This window comes from Alistipes sp. 56_sp_Nov_56_25 (genome assembly GCF_001915285.1).
In the GTDB taxonomy this organism is placed as follows: domain Bacteria; phylum Bacteroidota; class Bacteroidia; order Bacteroidales; family Rikenellaceae; genus Alistipes; species Alistipes shahii.
This window is the reverse complement of record NZ_MNQF01000002.1, coordinates 21,911-42,128: the sequence shown is the minus strand read 5'-3', so window position 1 is coordinate 42,128 and position 20,218 is coordinate 21,911. Positions and strand designations below refer to the sequence as shown.

At 62.5% G+C, this 20,218-nt stretch carries 15 protein-coding genes; 6 read left to right on the top strand and 9 right to left on the bottom strand.

Annotated features, from left to right (window positions below):
- Nucleotides 1–133: 133 nt before the first annotated feature.
- Complete coding sequence (locus BHV64_RS01030; protein ID WP_015547553.1) at nucleotides 134–1,459, bottom strand: trigger factor; 1,326 nt, start codon at nucleotides 1,457–1,459, stop codon at nucleotides 134–136.
- Nucleotides 1,460–1,804: 345 nt separating this feature from the next.
- Between BHV64_RS01030 and BHV64_RS01025 the strand changes: the two genes are divergently transcribed.
- The 5 genes from BHV64_RS01025 (at nucleotide 1,805) to rnr (ending at nucleotide 10,667) form a co-directional block, all read left to right on the top strand.
- Nucleotides 1,805–2,626 carry a glutaminyl-peptide cyclotransferase gene (locus BHV64_RS01025; RefSeq protein ID WP_118406094.1) on the top strand — a complete coding sequence of 274 codons (822 nt, stop codon included), beginning with the start codon at nucleotides 1,805–1,807 and terminating at the stop codon, nucleotides 2,624–2,626.
- The gene (gene metH / locus BHV64_RS01020) at nucleotides 2,627–6,241 is read left to right on the top strand and encodes a methionine synthase (protein ID WP_288115483.1); all 3,615 of its coding nucleotides are present in this window, start codon (nucleotides 2,627–2,629) and stop codon (nucleotides 6,239–6,241) included.
- Nucleotides 6,238–7,194, top strand: a complete 957-nt coding sequence (locus BHV64_RS01015) for a methylenetetrahydrofolate reductase (protein ID WP_015547551.1) — start codon at nucleotides 6,238–6,240, stop codon at nucleotides 7,192–7,194. The genes metH and BHV64_RS01015 overlap by 4 nt, the downstream gene beginning before the upstream one ends.
- A gap of 25 nt (nucleotides 7,195–7,219) precedes the next feature.
- Nucleotides 7,220–8,332 (top strand): M20 metallopeptidase family protein, encoded by a 1,113-nt coding sequence (locus BHV64_RS01010; protein WP_138265266.1) that lies wholly within the window; start codon nucleotides 7,220–7,222, stop codon nucleotides 8,330–8,332.
- Between the two features lie 103 nt (nucleotides 8,333–8,435).
- Nucleotides 8,436–10,667, top strand: a complete 2,232-nt coding sequence (gene rnr, locus BHV64_RS01005) for a ribonuclease R (protein WP_217727333.1) — start codon at nucleotides 8,436–8,438, stop codon at nucleotides 10,665–10,667.
- A 174-nt stretch (nucleotides 10,668–10,841) separates the two neighbouring features.
- Here rnr and BHV64_RS01000 read toward each other — a convergent pair whose 3' ends face one another.
- The 7 genes from BHV64_RS01000 to BHV64_RS00970 are packed head-to-tail and all read right to left on the bottom strand — an operon-like array spanning nucleotide 10,842 to nucleotide 18,338.
- Nucleotides 10,842–11,306 carry an ATP synthase subunit C gene (locus BHV64_RS01000; protein ID WP_022062481.1) on the bottom strand — a complete coding sequence of 155 codons (465 nt, stop codon included), beginning with the start codon at nucleotides 11,304–11,306 and terminating at the stop codon, nucleotides 10,842–10,844.
- 27 nt (nucleotides 11,307–11,333) lie between these two features.
- Entirely contained in the window at nucleotides 11,334–13,157 is a 1,824-nt protein-coding gene (locus BHV64_RS00995) for a V-type ATP synthase subunit I (protein WP_195285263.1), read from the bottom strand.
- Between the two features lie 8 nt (nucleotides 13,158–13,165).
- The gene (locus BHV64_RS00990) at nucleotides 13,166–13,774 is read right to left on the bottom strand and encodes a V-type ATP synthase subunit D (RefSeq protein ID WP_015547547.1); all 609 of its coding nucleotides are present in this window, start codon (nucleotides 13,772–13,774) and stop codon (nucleotides 13,166–13,168) included.
- Nucleotides 13,775–13,780: 6 nt separating this feature from the next.
- On the bottom strand, nucleotides 13,781–15,103 hold the full coding sequence (locus BHV64_RS00985) for a V-type ATP synthase subunit B (protein WP_022062483.1): 1,323 nt from the start codon (nucleotides 15,101–15,103) through the stop codon (nucleotides 13,781–13,783).
- Between the two features lie 12 nt (nucleotides 15,104–15,115).
- Nucleotides 15,116–16,870, bottom strand: coding sequence for a V-type ATP synthase subunit A (locus BHV64_RS00980; protein ID WP_217727334.1), 1,755 nt, complete (start codon nucleotides 16,868–16,870; stop codon nucleotides 15,116–15,118).
- Nucleotides 16,871–16,886: 16 nt separating this feature from the next.
- Nucleotides 16,887–17,720, bottom strand: coding sequence for a DUF2764 family protein (locus BHV64_RS00975; RefSeq protein ID WP_288115481.1), 834 nt, complete (start codon nucleotides 17,718–17,720; stop codon nucleotides 16,887–16,889).
- A 3-nt stretch (nucleotides 17,721–17,723) separates the two neighbouring features.
- Entirely contained in the window at nucleotides 17,724–18,338 is a 615-nt protein-coding gene (locus tag BHV64_RS00970) for a hypothetical protein (protein WP_015547544.1), read from the bottom strand.
- A 156-nt stretch (nucleotides 18,339–18,494) separates the two neighbouring features.
- On the opposite strand from BHV64_RS00970, the gene BHV64_RS00965 reads away from it, so the two are divergent.
- On the top strand, nucleotides 18,495–18,671 hold the full coding sequence (locus BHV64_RS00965) for a hypothetical protein (RefSeq protein ID WP_015547543.1): 177 nt from the start codon (nucleotides 18,495–18,497) through the stop codon (nucleotides 18,669–18,671).
- 108 nt (nucleotides 18,672–18,779) lie between these two features.
- Here BHV64_RS00965 and BHV64_RS00960 read toward each other — a convergent pair whose 3' ends face one another.
- Entirely contained in the window at nucleotides 18,780–20,213 is a 1,434-nt protein-coding gene (locus BHV64_RS00960; RefSeq protein WP_195636314.1) for a DUF4301 family protein, read from the bottom strand.
- Between the last annotated feature and the right edge of the window lie 5 nt (nucleotides 20,214–20,218).

Sequence of the window (20,218 nt, the reverse complement as noted above, 5' to 3'; positions counted from 1 at the left end):
GCGGACGGGAGCGCAGAACCGGATGGGAAGCGTGAAAACCCACAGCCGCCCCTAAAAGCGCGTTCTTAAAGCACAAAGGACTTTACAAACATCACGCCTGCAAAGTCCAAAGATAGATAAAATTCCGCGAAACTTAAAGTTCCTTCGCCAATTTAGCGAAATCGTCCGCAGATACGGCTTTTTCAGTTACCTTGACCTTCGATTTGACATCCTCGACGACCTTCACCTCATAGAGCTTCTCGTAAATCTTCTGGCCCTGATCCTTGTCGGCGAGAATCTTCTCGGCGTAACCCTCCAGCATGTCGTCCGGCGCCGAGGGCATGCCGTACTGTGCGAACTGCGAGGCGGCCAGCGCCTTGGCTTCGGAGAGCGCCTCCTCCTTCGAAACGGAGATGCCGTCGGTCTTGATGAAGTGCTTCTGGAGGTAGTTCCAAGTGAACATCTTCAGGAACTGGTCGAAATCCTTCTCGATGTCCTCCATCGAGAACTTGCCCTCGTTGATCGTGTAGAGCCAGCGCTTGAGGAACGCCGCGGGCATCTTCAGGTCGGCCTTCTTCACGAGATAGTCGCGCACCTGCAACGTGAAGAGGTAGTCGCTCTCTCGGCGCAGCTCGGCCTCGATCTGCGCGTCGATGAACTTGTCCAGCCCGGCTTCGTCCGTGACGCCGCCCTGCGGGAAAGCCATCTTGAAGAACTCCTCGTTCAGCTCCGGCTCGGCGAACTTGCGGATTTTGGTGATCTCCAGTTCGAATTCGGGGTTGACGCCCTCCAGTTCGTTCTCCTTGACCTGCAGGCAGGCGGCGCGCTGGGCGGGATTTTTATAGAGTTCGTTGATATTCACCTTCATCTTGTCGCCGACCTTCTTGCCGATGAAAGGCTTGCGGTCGGCCTCGTCCATCGAGATCAGACCCACGTAAGCGTCCGCAACGTTCATCTCGCCGTTGTCGAGCGTCACCGACAGCGCCTCGTCCGAAGTCACCTTCTCGGCGTCCACCAGGCGGCCGAAGCGGCGCAGGTAGTTCGAACGGTAGTCGTCGTGCATCTTCTTGTCGACCTTGATCTTGTTGTAGGTCAGCTTATCCTTGTCGGAAAGCTCCAGCTTGATCTCGGGAGCCTCGCCGATCTCGAACACGAATTCGAACTCGGTGGCGTTGTCGAAATCGAAGTCGCCCTGCTCCTCCGCGGGAATCACGTCGCCCAGATAGTCGATGCCCTCCTTCTGGAGATATTCGAAAACGGCGTTCGAAGCCTGACGGTAGGACTGCTCGGCCAGGACGCCCTTGCCGTACATCTTCTTGACGATGCCCATGGGGACCATGCCCGGACGGAATCCGGGGATGTTGGCCTTGCGCTTGTACTCGCGCAGGGACTTTTCGACCTCCTGCCCGTAATCCGCCTCGCCGACAGTCACGCGGATCAGCGAGTTATTCTCGCCGCGTTGTTCTCTTACAATGTTCATAATAAATGAATTACATTTGTTATTCTTCGTATTTCCGTTCAGAATCGGGAGGCAAAGATACGAAATTATTCCATTTCCGGCAAGACATTACCCGTAATAATACGGTCAAATTATGATATACGGTTTGTTTTTCGTACCTTTGGGGCCGCAACGCCCCCCCCGCTTGCCGGGGAAGGTTCTACCGAGCCGTGCGCAATTCCGTTTTGATCCCATCCGGCTTTTCCGCAGCCTTTGGAGTCGCAACGCCCCTTTTGCCAGCCGAAAGGTTTTACCGAACCGCACGCAATTCCGTTTTGATCCCATCCGACTTTTTCGTATCTTTGTGAGCTATTTTGTTCCGAAACAATGAAAACGACCCCGATATTCCTGTTTTCCATCCTGCTGCTGGGCGCATGCGGCGGTCCGGCGGCGCGCGCCAAACGCCCCGGCGCAAAGGCGCAGGCCGCGGCGGCCGTGCAGGCCGAGCCGAAAACGTACACCTACCGCATCGCGGCGACCTACCCCCACTCGACCGGCGCCTACACCCAGGGGCTGCAATACGTCGACGGGACGATGTGGGAAGGTACGGGCCAGCACGGCGAATCGGTCGTTCGGAAGACCGATCTCGCGACGGGGAAAACCGAGGTCATGGCGCGCCTGCCCCGTTCGGAGTTCGGCGAAGGAATCACCCTGCTCGGCGGAAAGCTCTACCAGCTGACCTGGCAGTCCAACACCGCGCACGTATATTCGCTGGAGAACGGGAAACTGCAAAAGATCCGCGACTTCCGCTATCCGGGCGAAGGCTGGGGCCTCACGACCGACGGCGAGAAGCTCTACATGTCGGACGGCACGGCCACGATCCACACGGTCGATCCCGCGACGTTCCGCCGCGAAAAGCGCGTGACGGTGACCTACAAGGGCGCGCCGGTCGAATACCTCAACGAACTGGAGTGGATCGGCGGCAAAATATGGGCCAACGTCTACACCACCGACCAGATCGTCGTCATCGACCCCGCGACGGGCGTCGTCGAGGGCGTCGTCGACCTCGCGGGGCTGCTGCCCGAAACGGAAATGACCGCGACGACCGACGTGCTGAACGGCATCGCCTATGACGCCGAGGGGGACCGCATCTTCGTGACGGGCAAAAACTGGCCGAAACTCTACGAAATAGAAATTACCGAAAAATAAATGACGACAACGCTATACGACCAACTGGAGCGCCGCATCCTGCTGCTCGACGGAGGCTTCGGCACGATGGTGCAGGGCTACGGACTGCAGGAGGAGGACTACCGCGGCCGGCGGTTCGCCGGCTGGCCGGTGCAGCTCAAGGGCTGCAACGACCTGCTCGCGCTGACCCGCCCGGACGTGGTGCGCGAGATTCACGAAAAATACCTGCGGGCGGGAGCCGACATCATCGAAACCGACTCGTTCAACGCCAACGCCGTGTCGCTGGCCGACTACCGGCTCGAAGAGTGCGCTTACGAGATTTCGAAGGCCGCAGCCGGAATCGCACGCAGCGCGGCCGACGAGTTCACGGCCCGCAACCCGCAGAAGCCGCGTTTCGTGGCGGGATCGGTGGGTCCCACGAACCGCACGGCCTCGATGTCGGCCGACGTACAGAATCCCGCGGCCCGCGAGGTGACCTTCGCACAACTGGTCGAAGCATATACGGATCAGGTGCGGGGACTGGTGGACGGCGGGGCGGACATCCTGCTGGTGGAGACCGTTTTCGACACGCTCAACGCCAAGGCGGCCCTCTGGGCCATCGACACGCTCTGCGAGCGGCTGGGCCGCGCGATCCCCGTGATGGTCTCCGGAACGCTCGCCGACGCCAGCGGCCGCACCCTCTCGGGGCAGACCGTCGAGGCCTTCGCCGTCTCGGTGTCGCACGCGAACCTGCTGTCGGTCGGGCTGAATTGCGCCTATGGGGCCAAGCAGCTGCTGCCCTACCTCGAACGGCTGGCGGCAGTGGCCGGAACGCGCATCTCGGCGCACCCGAACGCAGGGCTTCCCAACGTGATGGGCGGTTACGACGAGACGCCCGAAATGTTCGCCGGGGATGTCGGCGAGTATATGCGTCGCGGACTGGTGAACATCGTGGGCGGCTGCTGCGGCACGACGCCCGCCCACATATTCGAATTGTCGAAAATATCCGGAGACTACGCCCCGCGGCCCGTTCCCGCGCCGAAGCACATCACGACCTTGAGCGGTCTGGAGCCGCTGCGGATCGTCCCCGAAGCCAACTTCATCAACGTCGGCGAACGCACGAACGTCGCCGGATCGGCCCGTTTCGCAAGGCTGATCCGCGAAGCCAACTACGAAGAGGCGCTCTCGGTGGCCCGCGCACAGGTCGACGCCGGGGCGCAGATCGTCGACGTCTGCATGGACGACGGGCTGATCGACGGTCCGGCGGCGATGCGCACGTTCCTCAACCTGATGGCCTCGGAGCCGGAGATCGCCCGCGTGCCGGTGATGATCGACTCGTCGAAATGGGAGGTACTTCAAGCGGGACTTGAAGTGACGCAGGGTAAGTCGGTGGTCAACTCCATCTCGCTCAAGGAGGGCGAAGCGGAATTCCTGCGCCGGGCCGCGGAGATCCACCGCTTCGGCGCTTCGGCCGTGGTGATGCTCTTCGACGAGCGGGGCCAGGCCGACACCTTCGAACGTAAAGCAGAGGTTGCGGAGAGGGCATACAAGCTATTGACGGACAACGGATTTCCACCCGAAGACATCATTTTCGACCCCAACGTGCTGGCCGTCGCAACGGGCATTGCGGAGCACGACGGCTACGCCAAGGCGTTCATCGACGCGACGCGCTGGATCAAGGAGCACCTTCCCCATGCGAAGGTCTCGGGCGGCGTGTCGAACCTTTCGTTCGCCTTCCGCGGCAACAACACGGTGCGCGAGGCGATGCACTCGGCGTTCCTCTACCACGCCATCCGGGCCGGAATGGACATGGGCATCGTCAACCCGCAGATGCTCAAAGTGTACAGCCAGATCGAACCCGAACTGCTCTGCCGCGTCGAGGACGTGATCCTCTGCCGCCGGGCCGACGCCGCGGAGCGGCTCGCGGAGTATGCCCACGGGGTGCAGCAGACGGCCCGGGCGCAGCCGCAGGCCCCCGACGCATGGCGTGCGGGGACGCTCGGAGAGCGTATCGCCCATGCGATGCTCAAGGGCGTGGCCGACTACGTGGAGCAGGATGCGCTGGAGGGTTACGAGGCGCTGGGAAGCCCGATGGCCGTGATCGACACGCTGCTGATGCCTGCCATGGAGCAGGTCGGCACGCTGTTCGGCGAGGGCAAGATGTTCCTGCCGCAAGTGGTGAAGACCGCCCGCGTGATGAAACGCGCGGTGGCGGCGCTGACGCCCTATATCGAACAGGGGTCGGCCGCGAATGCGCATAATTCGGGGAAAGTGCTGATCGCCACCGTGAAAGGCGACGTGCACGACATCGGCAAGAACATCGTGGCGGTCGTGATGGCCTGCAACGGTTACGAAATCCGGGACCTGGGCGTGATGGTCGAGCCGGAACGCATCGTCGAGGAGGCGGTGGCGTGGGGCGCGCAGTGCATCTGCCTGAGCGGGCTGATCACCCCGTCGCTCGACGAAATGGCCCGCGTCTGCGAGGAGCTGGAACGGCGAGGGCTGCGCATTCCGGTCATCATCGGCGGCGCGACGACCTCGGACCTCCACACGGCGGTGAAGATCGCCCCGGTTTATTCGGGCGTGGCGGTCCACTCCGCGAACGCCAGCCGCAACAGCCAGATACTGGCGCAGCTGCTCGGCCCCGACGGCGACCTTTACGCCGACAAGGTGAAAGCCGACCAGCAGGCCCTGCGCGAGGAGTACGCCCGCCGGCTGCGGGAGCGCGACCTCATTCCGATCGCCGAAGCGCGCAGGGCGCGGCGCGGCGCGGCGCAGCACGAACCCGTCGTGCCGCTCCACACGGGGCGCATGGTCTTCCCCGACTTCGACGTGGCCGACGCCGAACCGTACATCGACTGGAGTTTCTTCTTCGCGGCGTGGGGACTCAAGGGGCGTTACCCCGAGATTCTCGACCATCCCGAAAAGGGCGCCGAGGCGCGCAAGGTCTTCGCCGACGCCCAGGCCCTGCTGGCCCGCATCCGCGACGAGCGGCTGCTGACGCTGCAAGGGGTAGCGGGCATCTTCCCGGCACGCTCCGAGGGCGACGACATTCTGGTGACGGACGCGAAAGGGCGCGAAAAACGCCTCCCGATGCTGCGCAACCAGACGCGCGGCGAGGAGAACCTGTCGCTGGCGGACTTCATCGCACCGGACGGCGACTGGATCGGCTGTTTCGCCCTGACGGCCGGCATCGGGCTGAAGGAGCTGGCGGAAAAGTTCCGCGCCGGGGGCGACGACTATTCGGCCATCATGGCCAAACTGCTGGCCGACCGCCTCACGGAAGCCTTCGCCGAGGCCGTGCACGCCTTCATGCGGCGCGAGATGTGGGGCTACGAAACGGGCACGCCGCCCACCCCCGAGCAGGCAGTCCGCGGCCAGTACCGCGGCCGCCGCATGGCCTTCGGCTACCCGGCCTCGCCCGACCATTCGCTCAAACGCGAGGTCTTCGACCTGCTCGCGGTCGAGGTGACGACCGGAATGCGGCTGACCGAAAACTGGATGATCGACCCCGGGGAGGCGCTGTGCGGACTGATGTTCTCCGACGCCGACTACTTTTCGGTCGGGACCATCGGCGCCGAACAGCTGCTCGACTACGCACGCCGCCGCGGAATGGAGGCCGAAACCGTAAAAAAGATTATACCGAACAACGTATGAACGTCGTAGAGATCATCAACGAAGCGATCGCCTCCGGGCGCACCCGCTTCGCGTTCGAACTGCTCCCGCCGCTCAAGGGCGACGGCATGCAGAAGATATTCGCCGCCGTGGAGCCGCTGATGGCCCTCGACCCGGCTTACGTCAACATCACCTTCCACCGCGAGGGAATCAAGGAGACCGAGCGCGAGGACGGCAGCGTCGAATGGCACGTCGTGCGCCGCCGCCCCGGGACGGTGGGCATCTCGGCGGCCATCCAGAACCGCTACGGCGTGGAGGTGGTCCCGCATCTGATCTGCGGCGGACTGTCGAAATACGACATCGAGGACACGCTGATCGACATGGACTTCCTGGGCCTGCACAACGTGCTGGCGCTGCGCGGAGACAAGTCGCAGAACGAAAAGCGTTTCATGCCCCATCCGCAGGGCCACGCCCACGCCGTGGACCTCGTGCGGCAGATCGCCGACATGAACCGCGGAAAATTCATCGACGGCGAGGTCGAGGAGTGCCACCACTCGAAATTCTCGATCGGCGTGGCGGGCTATCCCGAGGTGCACGCCGAGGCGCGCGACATCACCTCGGACATCGCCCGCCTGCGCGACAAGGTCGACGCCGGGGCGGAATATGTCATCACGCAGATGTTCTTCGACAATGCCAAATACTTCGACTTCGTGCGCCGCTGCCGCGAAGCGGGGATCACCGTGCCGATCATCCCCGGCATCAAGCCCCTCTCGACGCTGCGCCACCTGGAAATACTGCCCGAAACGTTCGGCGTGAAGCTGCCCGAGGAACTCGTACGCGAAGTCAAGGCGCATCCCGACGGCGTGCGCGAAGTGGGAACCGAGTGGGCCATCGCCCAAAGCCGCGAACTGATGGCCGCAGGCGTGCCCGTGCTGCACTACTACACGATGAGCCGCACGACGAACATACAGAAAATCGTCAAGGCGGTTTTCTGACCCAAACCGATAAAACAGAGAATCAATGGAACCTGTCGAATTCCGCCGCCGCCTGCATGCGCACCCCGAACTGTCGTTCAAGGAACACGACACGGCGGCGTTCATCGAACAGCAGCTCGACGAACTGGGCATCGAACACCGCCGGATCGCATCGACGGGCGTCGTGGCCCGCATCAAGGGCCGCAAGACCCCCGAAGGCGACCGGCGCGCCGCGGTGCTGCGCGCCGACATCGACGCCCTGCCCGTCACGGAGCGGAACGACTGCGAGTGGAGATCGCAGAACGAGGGCGTGATGCACGCCTGCGGCCACGACATGCACGCCGCGGTGCTGTTCGGCGTGCTGAAAGCCTTCGCCGAGGCGCCCGATTTCCGGGGCACGCTCTTCGGGCTGTTCCAGCCGGGCGAGGAGTGCAACCCGGGCGGAGCCTCGCTGGTGCTGGCCGAAAAGCCGTTCGAGGGCTACGACGTGCGGGCCGTCGTCGGCGAACACGTCGAACCGCAGCTGGAGGTCGGGACCCTCGGATTCCGGGCCGGAAAGTACATGGCGGCAAGCGACGAACTGCGCTTCCGCGTCCGCGGCACGGGCGGGCACGGCGCCATGCGCAAGCAGCTCAAAGACCCCGTGGCGGCCGGCGCCGAACTGCTGACGCGCCTCATCGCGCTCAACGGTGAGGAGTGCGTGCTCTCGATCGGCCGCGTGGAGGCCGGGGGCGCGACGAACATCGTGCCCGACGAGATCTACATGGAGGGAACGCTGCGCACGTTCGACGAACGCGAGCGCGGCATCATCCACCGCCGCATCGAGATCATCGCCGCGGACATCGACGCCCGGCACGGCGTGAAGACCGAAGTGACGATCGGCCGCGGCTATCCGTGCGTCGTCAACGACGAGATCCTCGTGAAGCAGGCCACGGCCCTGGCCAAAGCCGAGAAGCTGAAGGTCGAGATGCTGCCCCTGCGCACCACGGCCGAGGATTTCGGGTTCTACTGCAAGCAATACCCGTCGCTGTTCTACCGGCTGGGCGTGGGCGCTGCGGCCGGACGCCCGCACACGGCGACATTCTTCCCCGACGAAGCGGCTATCGGCGTGGGCATCGCCTACATGCGGAAACTGGCCCTGCAACTCCTGGAAAAATAACGCCCGGTCCCGCAAAACGCACACAGGCCGGCCGCGACAGCGGCAAAACGGGCACAACGGAAATCCGACGGAGGACCGAAGCCCCGCAAATTTTTGAGAAATGATGAAAAAACAGAAACAACGCTCCGAAAACGGAGCACGGAAGACGGACCGCACCTCGATCATATTGAGCATGTTCCGGGAATTCCCCAACAATAAGTTCTCGCTGAAGCACCTGGCTTCGGCTTCCGGAGGCGCCACGAAAGAGGGCCGCCGCGAAACGTTAGAAATCCTCGGACGCCTCTTCGAAGAGGGAGTCGTCGAGGAGTGCGCGCGCGAAAAATACCGTCTGATGCAGACCCACCTGCCCCACTACGAGGGCGTGGCCGACATGGCCCCCTCGGGTTCGGTCTATGTGAAGGTCGAAGGGCAGGAGAGCGACATCTTCGTCAACCAGCGCAACGCCGCGAACGCCCTGAACGGCGACCGCGTCGAGGTCGTGGTGATGCACCGCGGCCGCAACGGACAGCTGGAGGGCGAGATCACGCGGATCATCGAACGCAACCGCAAGCCCTACGTGGGCGTGGCCGAAGTCGGGGCGCACCAGATTTTCGTACGGGCCGACTCGCGCCGCATGCCGATGGACATTTATCTCTCGAAGCGCACCTATCCCGACGTGCGCGACGGCGAGAAGGTCGTGGTGCGCATCGCCGACTGGCTCCCGGGCAGCAAAAGCCCCGTGGGCGAACTGGTCGAGCGGCTGGGCATGGCGGGCAACAACGACACGGAGATGCACTCGATCCTGGCGGAATACGAGCTTCCCTACCGCTTCGAACCCGAAATCGAGGAGGCCGCCCAGGCCATCGACGCCCGCGTCACGACCAAAGAGATCGCCCAGCGGCGCGACTTCCGGGGTGTCACGACCTTCACGGTCGACCCCGCGGACGCCAAGGACTTCGACGACGCGCTGTCGGTGCGCAAAATAAAGGACGGCGTCTGGGAAGTGGGCGTGCACATCGCCGACGTGACCCATTACGTGCGGCCCCACTCGGTGATCGACGACGAGGCCGTGGAGCGCGGCACGTCGGTCTATCTGGTGGACCGCACCGTGCCGATGCTTCCTGAACGGCTTTCGAACGAGCTGTGTTCGCTGCGCCCCCACGAGACGAGCCTCTGCTTCTCGGCGGTGTTCACGCTCAACGAAAACCTCGACATCCTCGAAGAGTGGTTCGGACGCACGGTGATCCACTCCGACCGCCGTTTCACCTACGCCGAGGCGCAGGAGATCATCGAAACGGGACGCGGCGACTACGCCGAGGAGGTGCTGACGCTCAACCGGCTGGCGCAGGCGCTGCGCAAGGAGCGCTTCAGGAACGGCGCGATCTCGTTCGACCGCGAAGAGGTGAAATTCCGCCTCGACGAGAACGGCAAACCGTTAGGCGTTTACTTCAAGGAGCAGAAGGAGTCGAACCAGATGATCGAGGAGTTCATGCTGCTGGCCAACCGCCGCGTGGCGGAGTTCTGCGGCAAACGCAGGACCGAGAGCGGCCGCTCGGCGGAGCGCACGATGGTCTACCGCGTGCACGACACCCCGAGCGAGGAGAAACTCGACCGCTTCCGGCAGTTCATCCTCCGCTTCGGGCACATCTTCAAGGCTACGAAGGGCCGCGCCGTGGCCAAGGAACTGAACAAGCTCTTCAAACAGATAAAGGGAACCACGGAGGAAAACGCCGTGGCGACGATGGCCGTGCGCTCGATGGCCAAAGCCTATTACACGACCGACAACATCGGACACTACGGTCTGGCGTTCCCCTACTACACGCACTTCACGTCGCCGATCCGCCGCTACCCCGACATGATGGTCCACCGCCTGCTGGCGCGTTACCTCGCGGGCGGCAAGCCGGCCGACAAAACGGAACTGGAAGACCTCTGCGCACGCGCTTCGGACCGCGAGGTCGTGGCCGCCGAGGCGGAACGCGCGTCGATCAAATACAAGATGGTCGAATTTATGAAAGAGCACATCGGCGAGGAGTTCGAGGGACACATCTCGGGGCTTACCGAATGGGGCGTCTACGTCGAGCTGGACGAAACCCACATCGAGGGCATGTCGTTCCTGCGCGACATCGAGGGCGACTTCTTCACCTTCGACGAGCAGCTTTACGAAATCATCGGCCGCTCGACGGGCATCCGCATGACGCTGGGCAGCCCGGTACGCATCCGCGTGAAGCGCGCCGACCTGCAGAAACGCCAGTTAGACTTCGAATTGCTGCTGCCCGGGGCCGCGGCGCGCCGTACGGAAGAGCCCCGCGGCAAAGGCCCGAAGGTGCGCACCTCGTCGCGCCGCAAAGGACGGTAGTCACGGAACGAGCGCCGGTTCGGCCGTAATACCCATATCCCCCGAAGGAACGGTTGTCGTGGTGTCCCACGACAACCGTTCCTTCGTATTCGGAGAGCGCCCCGACCGCAGGACGGCAACGAAAAAGGGAGGCCCCGCAGGGTCTCCCTTTCCGGTGACGGGCGTTCCGCCCCGTCAGAAGAGATTCACGCCGTCGAGCGTTGCGATCAGGTAGGTGGCGGCCACCGTCAGGATGGCGTACAGCTCGGGGAAAGCCGCGAGGATCAGCGTCTTACCCATCACGTCGTGACCGTTGCCGATAGCGGCGATACCGTTGGCGCAGACCTTTGCCTGATAGATCGAAGCGGCGATGTTCACCAGACCGACCAGCAGACCGGCGCCGAAGATAGCCGCGCCCTGCACCATCGTCGGGTCCGTCAGACCCTTCTGCACCAGGAAGAAGCAGACGAAACCGTAGAGACCCTGCGAACCGGGAAGCGCCGAAAGAATCATGTAGCTGCCGAAAGCGCCGCCGTTCTTCTTCATGGCCCCTACTGCGGCCTGACCCGTAATTGCGGTACCGATCGACGAAGCGACACCTGCCAGACCCACCATCAGCGCTACGCCGACGTAAGCCAATACCAATGCTGTTGTTTCCATAATGTTTTGAGTTTTTTTTAATTGTTATTATTCGTTAGTATCGTTCATTTTACGAATCGGGTCGAAATTGCGCGGGGCCATTTCGAAACCGGCGTTCTTGAAAAACTCGACGAACGTCAGACGCAGCGGGTGCACGAACGACGAGATGGTCGACATGAAAAGGTTGATGCCGTGACCGATCAGCAGAATCGGAATCATAATCAGCAGCCGGACCACGATGTTCGCGCCTTCGGGCACGAATCCCGACGCCAGCGTGTTGAACACCAGCGCCAGCACACCGCCCGAAAGCCCGATGGCGAACAGACGGATATAGGACAGCACGTCGCTCAACAGTCCCGTGAGGTTGTTGTAAAGGTCCCACAAACCCGCGCCGAGGTTGATGAGCGGATTGCGCTTCGGATTGTTCAGAAGCAGCATCAGCACGCCGCCGACGCCCAGCGCCGCATAGAAGGCCGCCGATCCGGCCGTAAAGCCCGGAATGGCGAGACCCGCCATCGGAAGGCCCATGGCCAGACAGCACGAGACGAGGATGATGAACCACCCCAGCAGTCCCAGCGCACGGCCGAAACCGAAACAGCGAACGGTCATCCAGATGTTGAGCAGCATGCCGAAAAGAATCTGCACCACGCCGATAACCAGCGCGATGGAGAAGAACTGTCCCTGGAAATCGAGGAATTTCACCGAGGGGAACCACGTGCTCATGTTGATGCCGAAGAACGAGCCGCACAGCAGTCCGAACGCGACGGTCGACACGCCGCACAGCGTGGCGAACCACGCCGCCTGACGCATCATGCCGGGCTTTCGGTTCCTGGCGAGCATCCACCACCCCATCAGGGTCAGGATCAGTCCGTAGCCGGCGTCGTTGAGACAGATGCCGAAAAAGAGCATGTAGAACGGAGCGAAGAAGGGCGTGAGGTCCATCGTCCCGTATTTCGGGCGGGCGTACATGTCGCCCACCAGTTCGAAGACATGCGCGAACCAACGGTTCTTGAGCTTCACGGGCGTTTCGTCCTCGGGCGTGGGGTCCGATTTGAGGAAGACCACGTTGGGGTACTCCTCCAAAAGGGCGTCGACCCGACCGGAAGTCTCCTTCTCGGCCCAGCCCTCCATGACGACCAGCGTACCGTCGGCGGCCTCCTGCGCCGTAGCCTTCACCCGCACGCCCTGCAAACGCTCCTTCAGCGAGCAGGCGTGCTGTGCGAGCAGGGCCTCCGAAGCGGCCGCACGCGAAAATTCAGCGTCGAGGGTCCGGAGTTTCCCTTCGGCTTCGGCGATGCGGCGCTCCGCCTCGCGAATGTCCATCGTCGGGGTCTTCATCTCCTGCGCGTCGAGCGTAACCTCCTCGCCGGGCTTGGCCACGACGACGAACCACACCGTGGCATCGGTGCGGCTGACCTCCGAAACCGTATAGCGCTCCGACCACTCGGCCAACTGCTTGTCGAAGGTGTTGCGCTGGGTGAAGAAATAGCGCAGGACAATGCCCCGGGCGGCGAGTTTCCGCGTCGCCTCCACGTCGAACGCCCCCCAGGGACGCAGCTCCTCGGCCGCTTTTTCCAGCCGCCCGATCTCGGCGTTGAGCGTCGCGGCCTCGCGGTGCGCGGCGGCGTAATGCGCATAGGCCTCCTCGCCCGAAGCGAACGGCGCGGCGGCAGCGTCGCAGCGCTCCCCGGCGCGGAAGTTCTTCAGGAACTCCGCGGCCTTCGCAAGGCTCTCGATGTCCAGCAGCAGCTGGCGGTCCTCCTCGGAGGGTTCCCAACCCGCGGTGGTGATGTCCACCAGCCCGAGGCCGCGCAGCTTCTCGACGAAATCCTCACTCTGCGCCGCAAAGAGCACAAAGTTGTATTTTGACATTCTGGCTATCATAACATCGCGCCCTCCCCGGCGGCCTGCTGCTTGGTTTTCACGATCTTCTGGGCCGACTTGGAGAGGTTCTCCTCGTCCTCCATGAAGCGTTTGATCTTACGTATGGCGTCCTCGTACCCGGGTATCTGAACCTTTTCGTACAAGTTCACCTTTTGAGTGGTTTTGCGGCGCGCATGGTCCAGCAGTTCCATCTTCCGGTTGTAGACCTCGAACTCGATCCCCAGCTGCGCCATGCGCTTGAGGATGCCGACTCCGTCGGCGAACCACACCGGCGAGGAGAACAGATCGTAGGGTTTCTCCTCGAATTTCACTTCCTGCAGGACGGGCGTGCGCACACCCGCGATTTTCTGGACCGACAAATCGACGTCGGCAATGCGCAGGAGGTCACAATCAAACTCTCCCCAGAGCGACACCATGTAGTCGTACTCGGCCTTCAGAGCGTCGAGCCGACGACGGTAGTCGCTTGCGGAGTCCTTCGCCTTCTTCACTTCGGAGCGCAGGGCCGACTCCTTACTTTTGATCGTAGGGAGGGCCTTCTGGCGCATTTTCAGCTGTTTGCCGAGTTCGCCCAGCGAGGTCTTGTTATATTGGAATTTGATTGCCATTGCGCGTTACGCCTCCTTCCAGTATTTTTGGATAAGTTCCTCCTTGATGGCGACCTCCTCCCGGGTGAAGTACTTGGCGAAAAGCCCCCATGCGGTGTCGAGCATCTGGTTGATCTCGATATTGATATCAATGGCCAGCAGTTTCTCCGAGTAGTCGAAGGCGAACTTCAGGGTGCGCTCGTCGTAGTCCGAGAGGTCGAAGCCGTTCTCCAGCTTGGTCTTGGCGTTGGCCGCGTCGGCGTAGAGGCGCACGCAGGCGTTCATCACCTGCGGATGGTCCTCGCGGGTCTTCTTGCCGATGACGAGCTGTTTCAGACGCGACAGCGAACGGAACGGGTCGACGATCACCTTGCCCGTGTCGGAGTCGTTGCGCAGGAACAGCTGGCCCTCGGTGATGTAACCCGTATTGTCGGGGATGGCGTGCGTGATGTCGCCGCCCGAAAGCGTCGTCACGGCGATGATCGTGATCGAACCGCCGTTGGGCAGCTGCACGGCCTTTTCGTAGATCTTCGCAAGGTCCGAATACAGCGAACCGGGCATCGAGTCCTTCGACGGAATCTGGTCCATGCGGTTCGACACGATGGCCAGGGCATCGGCGTACAAGGTCATGTCCGTGAGCAGCACCAGCACCTTCTCGCCCTTGTCGACGGCGAAGTACTCGGCGGCGGTAAGCGCCATGTCGGGAACGAGCAGACGCTCCACGGGCGGATTCTCGGTCGTGTTGACGAACGACACGATGCGGTCGAGCGCGCCGGCGTTCTCGAAGACCGACTTGAAGTACAGAAAGTCGTCGTTCGTAAGGCCCATGCCGCCCAGGATGATCTTGTCGGCCTTGGCGCGCAGGGCCACGTTGGCCATCACGGCGTTGTAGGGCTGGTCGGGGTCGGCGAAGAAGGGGATCTTCTGCCCCGTCACGATCGTATTGTTCAGGTCGATGCCGGCGATACCCGTGGCAATCAGCTCCGAAGGCTGGATGCGCCGGAAGGGATTCACCGTCGGACCGCCGATCTCGCGGGCCTCGCCCTCGATGATCTCGCCGCCCTCGAGCGGTTCGCCGTAGGCGTTGAAGAAACGCCCCGCGAGGTTGTCCGAAACGCGCAGCTTGGGAGGCTCGCCGTGGAAGACGACCTCGGAGTCGGTGGACAGGCCCTCGGTTCCGGCGAAAATCTGCAACGTGACGTTCTCGCCCATAATCTTCACCACCTGCGCCAGCTTGCCGCCGACGGTGGCCAGTTCGTCGTTGCCGACGCCCGTGGCGCGGAGCGTCACGGTAGCCTTGGTGATGTTGTCAATCTTGGTATATATCTTCTGAAATGCTCGTGTTGTCATAATTTCTCCCGCTTATTTGGATTGTTCACTCACATACTGCTCGATCTGCTTCCGGTAACCCTCGAACTTCTCCGACTTCCACTCCGAATAGTTCATCTGGCGGAAGAGGTTGATCAGCCCCTTGAAGAACTGCGAGCAGGCCTCGAAATCGGCGAACGCAAATTCCTGGTTGCAGATGCCCAACACCATCTTGTACATCATCTGCTGGCGTTCCATCGGGCAGTTGGCGTCGATGTCATCGAAGGCGTCCTGTTGCAGGATGACGAAGTCGATCAGCTCCGATTTCCAGAACCGTTCGTGGTACTCCACCGGCACGCCGTCGTCGCCCAGAATGTTGATCTGGTCGTTGGCCTCCTTGCCGCGCTGCACGATGGTCTTGCCCGCGTAGACCAGGTCCACCCAGTCCTTCTCGATGTGCTCGTCGAGGTATTCGCGGATTTCGGGGTATTCGAGGTATTTCGAGTAGGACTCCAGCGGGTCGATGGCCGGATAGCGCTTCGAGTCGGCGCGGCCCTGCGAAAGGGCGTAGAAACAACGCGCGGCCTTCTTCGTCGATTCGGTCACCGGCTCCTTGAGGTTGCCGCCCGCAGGCGACACCGTGCCGAGGAACGTCACCGATCCGGTCTGGCCGCCGACGAGTTTCACCAGTCCCGCACGCGAGTAGAAGTTCGAGATGATCGCCGAAAGGTCCATCGGGAAGGCGTCCTGGCCGGGAAGCTCCTCCAGACGGTTCGACATCTCGCGCAGCGCCTGCGCCCAGCGCGACGTCGAGTCGGCCATCACGAGCACCTTGAGGCCCATCGAGCGGTAGTATTCGCCGATGGTCATACCCGTATAGACCGACGCCTCACGCGCGGCGACGGGCATGTTCGACGTGTTGCAGATGATGATCGTGCGCTCCATGAGCGTATGGCCCGTATGCGGGTCGATCAGCTCGGGGAACTCCTTGAAGATTTCGACCACCTCGTTGGCGCGCTCGCCGCACGCCACCATGATGATCACGTCGGCGTCGGCCTGCTTCGAAATGGCGTGCTGGAGCACGGTCTTGCCCGCGCCGAAAGGCCCCGGGATAAAGCCCGTACCACCCTCGGCCATCGGGTTGAAGGTGTCGATCGGACGCACGCCGGTCTCCATGATGCGCGACGGGCGGGGTTTCTCCGTATAGCAGCGCACGGCCTGCTTCACGGGCCATTTTTGCACCATCGTCACCTCGTGGTCGCGGCCTTCGGCGTCGGTCAGGACTGCCATCGTGTCGGTGATCTTGTATTTGCCCGCCTCGGCGACGCTCTTAACCGTATAGCAGTCCGTCATCGTGAAGGGAACCATGATCTTGTGCATCACCCACTGCTCCTTCACCTCGCCCAGCCACGACGCCGCCGTGACCTTGTCGCCGACCTTGGCCAGCGGCGAAAATTCCCACTCGGCATCGTAGTCGACCGGATCGGTGATCGAACCGCGGGCGATGAACAGACCGTCCATCTTTTCGAGGTCGTTCTGAAGACCGTCGTAGTTGCGCGACAAAAGGCCCGGAGCCAGCGTGACTTCGAGCATGTGACCCTCGAATTCGACCCGGTCGCCGATCTTCAGACCGCGGGTGCTGTCAAAAACCTGGACATAGGCCGCGTCGCCTATGACCTTGATGACCTCGGCCATCATTTTGGTATCGCCCGTCCAGACATAGCAGATCTCGTTCTGACCCACGGGTCCGTCGGCCTTGACGATCACGATGTTGGAGATGATACCGTTTACACGTCCTGTAGTTTTCATTGTATGTTTTTATTGTTTATTCCTTATTAATCAGCTCCTTGCCGTCCAGTTCGGCAAGCAGGCGGGCGAACATCTCGCGGCCGCGCGCAGCGTCGAGCAGCGTCCAGCGGGCGACGATGTTGATCCGCACCAGGTAGGAAAGGATGGCGTTGACGTCGAAATAGTCGAAGGTCGCCAGCTCCGCGGCTTCGTTCCAGCGGATCAGGTCGATCTTGTGCTCCTTCTCCACGAGGTTGGCCTCGTCGTTCACCGCCGCGATCACCGCGTCGATATAGGGAAGTTCGCCCCGAAGCCCGAAATCGGCCGCAGAACTGCGCTGCAACTGTTCGGCGACATCGCCGCCGCCCACGACGACCTCCTCGACCGCACGCCCTGCGGCGCGCGCCGTGACGGCCGCCGAAACGTTGCGCAGGTTCCGGTCGAAAGCGGACCACTCGCGCAGGAAGCGGCTCCCGGCCTTTCCGCAGGCGGCGTAGTAGGCCCCGAACAGCTCCTTCTCGAAACGCCGCGACGTGTCGACCGTCTCGGCGTCCTCGCCCTCGGGATCGGCATAGGCCCTCACCACGCGGGCAACCGCCTCGGGAAGCCGCTTCGGAGCTTTCAGCTCCTCCGCCAACTCCTCGCGCGTGAAGTTGCCCAGCGGATTGTGCGCCGAGCGCCCCGCACGCAGGGCGGCGATATTCTCACAGTCGTAGTAGTCGTACAGGAGCCGCACCTCGCGGGCGTCGCCGCGGTTCACCTCCTCCAGAATCCCGGAGACGATGGCCCGGGCGTCGAAGCCCTTGGTGTCGGCGTCGAGCGCGTACTCCTTCAGGGAGGCTACCAGACAATAATATTGGGTCGCAAACATGCCTTACGCCTTGAACAACAGTTGGAACACCTTGTCGCGCAGGTACTCTGCCAACAGCGCTTCGATGTCGGCGTCGGCGAACGAAATGTAGTAGCCGCCCTCCTTGGCGCCCACCTTGAAGCCGGTCTTCACCTCCTTCGACCAGCCCACCTCGACACCGGCGGCGAGCAGCTCCTTCGCACTCTCCTCGAACGCCGCGTCGAGCTTCTTGCGCTCGCCCTCGGGCAGCAGGGCCTGCAATTCGACCTTGCCCGAATCGGAACCGTTCCAGTTTTTAGCTACGGCGACGAGCATCTCCTTGATGAACGCCGGGTCCACGACGGCCTCCTTCACGCCCCGGGCCGTAGCCTTGGCGATGATCAGCGAGGCGATCTCCGACTTGATTCTGCCGACGGCCTGCTTGCCGGCCAGCGAAATCTCGGTCATGGTGTTCTTCGAAACGTCCTCGGCCTTGGCCTCCGCCTTTTTGACGATCTCTTCGGCCTCGGCGCGGGCCTCGGCGACGATCTTCCGGGCCTCGGCCTTGGCGTCGGCCACCAGCTTGTCGGCCTCGGCGCGCCCTTTCTCCAGCCCCTCGTCGTAGAGCTTCTGCGTCAACTGTTGAAGTTTGTTTTCCATAGCGTTATTTAGTTTTGATTATTGTTTTTCGGTTTTAACGCACAAATATAAAAAAGATTATCTACAATCGGGGATACTGAACAGCAATTTATCCTATTTTGACAAATTTCCGGCACAAATGGAGCAGATGTATAACCGCAGGCCCGCCGCACCGCAATGGCGGCCGCCGCAGGCCCGGGACATGCCCCGGAACTGATCGCCAAAGAGGTTGCGTTCGGCAACGGACAGATCCGCAAGGGCGGAAACACGCTGACGATAGAGGCCGTCGCCCCGGCTCCCGGATTCACGGAGTGTTTCTTCGGACTCGACAGACTGGTCCTGCATCTGCAATAAGGGCAGTCCGGCTTCGGCGCGACACGATCCGGGCCGGCCGGGAGATACAAACGCATTCCCCGGCCGGCCCGGACAAGACGGGCGAAAGACACCCGCAAAACCTTAAACCTATTGGTGCTGGGGGCGCAGAAGATCCTGCACCACCTTCACCGGAGAGAATGTCGTGACGGGAACGTCGACGAAGACCGTGTTCCACTTCGCCATCGCACCGTTCCAAAGACCCGGAAGCTCCTGCGCGCGCAGATCGCGGCCGCCGGAGGATTTCGACGAGATGAATCCCGTCGCGGGATCGGTGTACCGGCGCAGATCGAACTTGCATCCCTTCGAATCGCGCACGCCGCAGACGAGGTCCACCGGATTGAAGTGCGTGGCCGACTGCATCAGCGGCAGGTCGTCGGGCGCGATCTGGCTCGACTCGGCGATCTGAAGCGACTCCGTACCGTCGGGGTTCCCGACCCAGAACGGGCCGCCGCCCGGCTCGCCCTCGTTGCGGACCATGCCGCAGACGCGGATCGGACGGTCCAACACGGCGCGCAGCAGCGCCGAATCGTACTCGGCGGGGAGTTTCACGCAGAGCTGTTTCTCGATGAATTCGGCGATGGGTTCCAGCTCGGCGCCACCCACTTCGAGGGCCTTGAGGTACTCGAAGGCGCGCCCCTGGAGGTCGAGCAGAACCCCTGCAAGCACCTTTTTATAACGGACCGTGTCCCCGCGGCGGGCATCGGTCGTCACGTTGTCGATGTTCTTGATGAAGATCAGGTCGGCGTCGATCTCGTTCAGGTTTTCGATCAGCGCCCCGTGGCCCGCGGGACGGAACAGCAGCGTGCCGTCGTCCTGCCGGAAAGGCGTGTTGTCGGGATTCACGGCGAGGGTGTCGGTCGAAGGTTTCTGCACCGAGAACGAGATCTCGTAACGGACGCCGAACCGCTTTTCGTAAAGGGGGACCTTTGCGGCGAGCAGCTCCTCGAAGCCCGCGACGTGCTCGGGCGAGACGGTGAAATGGATGCGCACGACGCCTCCGGCCGCGGCGTAGGCCGCCCCTTCGACCAGGTGCTCCTCGACGGCCTTGCGCGCCCCTTCGGGATAGGCATGGAAGGTGACCAGGCCCTTGGGCTTGCGGCCGTAGTTCAGCCCGTCGCCGACGATGGCATTCACGATCGCACGGTCGTCGGCCCCGGCGGGCAGCACGGCGCGAAGTTCGGGCCAGAAGGCGAACTTCCCGATATTTTCCAGCAGCGTGTCGATGCCCTTGCCGCGTTTGCCGTCGTTGACGAACTCGAACAGCTCCTTGAACATGCGCGTGGCGGCCCCCGAAGCGGGCACGAACTTCACCACCCCCAGTCCGGCAGACTCTTTTTCATAGCGTTCCACGGCGGCATCGGCCTCCGCCGCGCCGACAACCAGCACGCCGTCGCCCGGCGATGCGGCCCGCACGACATTCAGGAAAGGGAATCCGCGGCGAAAATTCTCCAACTGGGTCTCCGCCTGTTCGGGAGTGAGTCCGTGCTCCCGGATTTGCTGCAAATCTTTTTCGTCGAACATATTCT